The sequence below is a fragment of the Nitrosomonas ureae genome (genome assembly GCF_900108305.1).
GTDB classification, from domain to species: Bacteria; Pseudomonadota; Gammaproteobacteria; order Burkholderiales; family Nitrosomonadaceae; genus Nitrosomonas; species Nitrosomonas ureae_B.
In genome coordinates this window covers 1-1,705 of sequence record NZ_FNUX01000068.1, presented here as the reverse complement: position 1 = coordinate 1,705, position 1,705 = coordinate 1, and the positions used below count along the sequence as shown (strand labels likewise).

2 protein-coding genes are annotated in these 1,705 nt (G+C 39.8%); one reads left to right on the top strand and one right to left on the bottom strand.

Going from position 1 to position 1,705, the window contains the following annotated elements:
* Positions 1-113: 113 nt before the first annotated feature.
* Positions 114-440 (top strand): hypothetical protein, encoded by a 327-nt coding sequence (locus C4S39_RS15040; RefSeq protein WP_103967733.1) that lies wholly within the window; start codon positions 114-116, stop codon positions 438-440.
* 784 nt (positions 441-1,224) lie between these two features.
* Here the strand turns inward: C4S39_RS15040 and C4S39_RS15035 are convergent.
* Complete coding sequence (locus tag C4S39_RS15035) at positions 1,225-1,461, bottom strand: thioredoxin family protein (RefSeq protein ID WP_103967734.1); 237 nt, start codon at positions 1,459-1,461, stop codon at positions 1,225-1,227.
* Positions 1,462-1,705: the final 244 nt, after the last annotated feature.

The following is a 1,705-nucleotide window of genomic DNA, read 5'->3' as shown; positions in this document are numbered from 1 at the left end:
TTCTCCAGATTCGACAAACTGGATGTCATCTTCCTTTCTTTCATCCATTTCGCTCTTATCGTTGAAGCACTTAGATAGTGTTAACAGGCCATAGTTTGCCGAAGCTGCTCCCAATGCATATAAAAAAAATAGATTTAGATCTAGATTCAGAAATTCGTTTAGCGCCGAAGATAGAGGGACAGGGACATATCCGTTATCGTCTTTGGGTTGATGAGAAAGGCAACCTATATGTTCAATTTGAAAACAATGCCGAGTCAGGAACCTTCTCTAATTTGTTGTTTTCTGTCTCCAAATACGAATCAGAACGTAATAGCGATAAGGCTCTTAGAAACCTGAAAGGTTATGATAGCATCAGCAAGTCTTTTAAATTCAGTGGAAATAATAATGACGGGGCGTTCCTAAAAGCAGTGCTGAGGCATTTACTGCCAATTGACGAATAATTATTTTTTTCATTTGTGGTTAAGCCACTTACTCATTATCTGGCATCGCCACATTAACTTCTACAACATGCTAATATCATTGAGATTATTTCTTCATGCTAACGTAATCGTTTCCCAGGACGAAAAAAGAACCTGTCTCAAATCTCGATAGTCACTGACGAAGACCAGATGAATGAAAAAGTCTAAATTGCATGAGCCTTTCGGAATCGCTGCCCCCCATTCATCTTATTTGGCACAGCCAATAACGACCCTTCAGTTTCACGAACACCAAGTATCATACTGAAGTTGTAAAAAAGCAGCCACCAATTCTTCTAATACATTGGCCATATCCGCGCCCAGCGTGTCCGCTAACAATCCTATCTTAATCGCTGTCCTCTCCCGGCGTCGTTCTCTAAAGATGTTTCCCTAGAGATGAGACCTGAAGGATTTACCCACTTTGTAGTACCATCTAACTACTCCGCACCTTTACACGATTACTAACTGTAAATTCAGACAATTCTGATTGTTCGCGTAGGTATTTAAGAAGCTAAAGTAGGGCTTGAAATTTAGCGAGCAGATTGCAGAAAAGCATTCTATGTTGGGAGCTTCCTTTGGAAAAGAATCAGAAATTGTAAACTTACATACCTATACTTAATGGTGAATGTTTGCAGGAATTACTGTAAAAAATGCTTTACGGAACCGGAGGGATAATCACAAGATTAAGTGCTAATACCTTAGAATCACAGGTTTTGAGCCTGTAGTGTACATACTAATAATTTGCACACTACAAGATTACAACAAAAACTTATTTCAAATCTTCGATGCCCGCACCAAAGTTGATGTGAAATGGTGTTCCATCCAGTACCAGAGCAGGAACCGATTTAACACCAGAGGATTCGGCTTCACTCAAACGTGATTTGTCACTACCAAGATGTACGGATTCAACTTCATACTTTGCCGGATCAAGCGCGTTGGCAACATTTTGTTCTGCCTCAATACAAACAGGGCATCCGGCATGGTAAAAAATAGCTTTACTTTTCATTATCGTAAATCTCCAAAAATAAACCGCTTCAAAATAAGTCGCAGCAAGTCCGTGATTATACGACCAACCCCATCCCATGCATAGTTCATTAATTTCATATTCATTCCTTTGAAGATTTCTGAGTAAAACGTATTTGGTGAGCTCTGATATTGAACCGCCCCGATTTTTCCGGAGACTCGTTAGTTTGAGTCAAGCTGTGATGCCTGACACTTTCAGTTGCGAATAATACGCTCTTTCCAACTCT

Bases quoted from the DNA above. Each gene is read 5' to 3' on its own strand.
- C4S39_RS15040 (WP_103967733.1), top strand. From the start codon at position 114: ATGCATATAAAAAAAATAGATTTAGATCTAGATTCAGAAATTCGTTTA.
- C4S39_RS15035 (WP_103967734.1), bottom strand. From the start codon at position 1,461: ATGAAAAGTAAAGCTATTTTTTACCATGCCGGATGCCCTGTTTGTATT.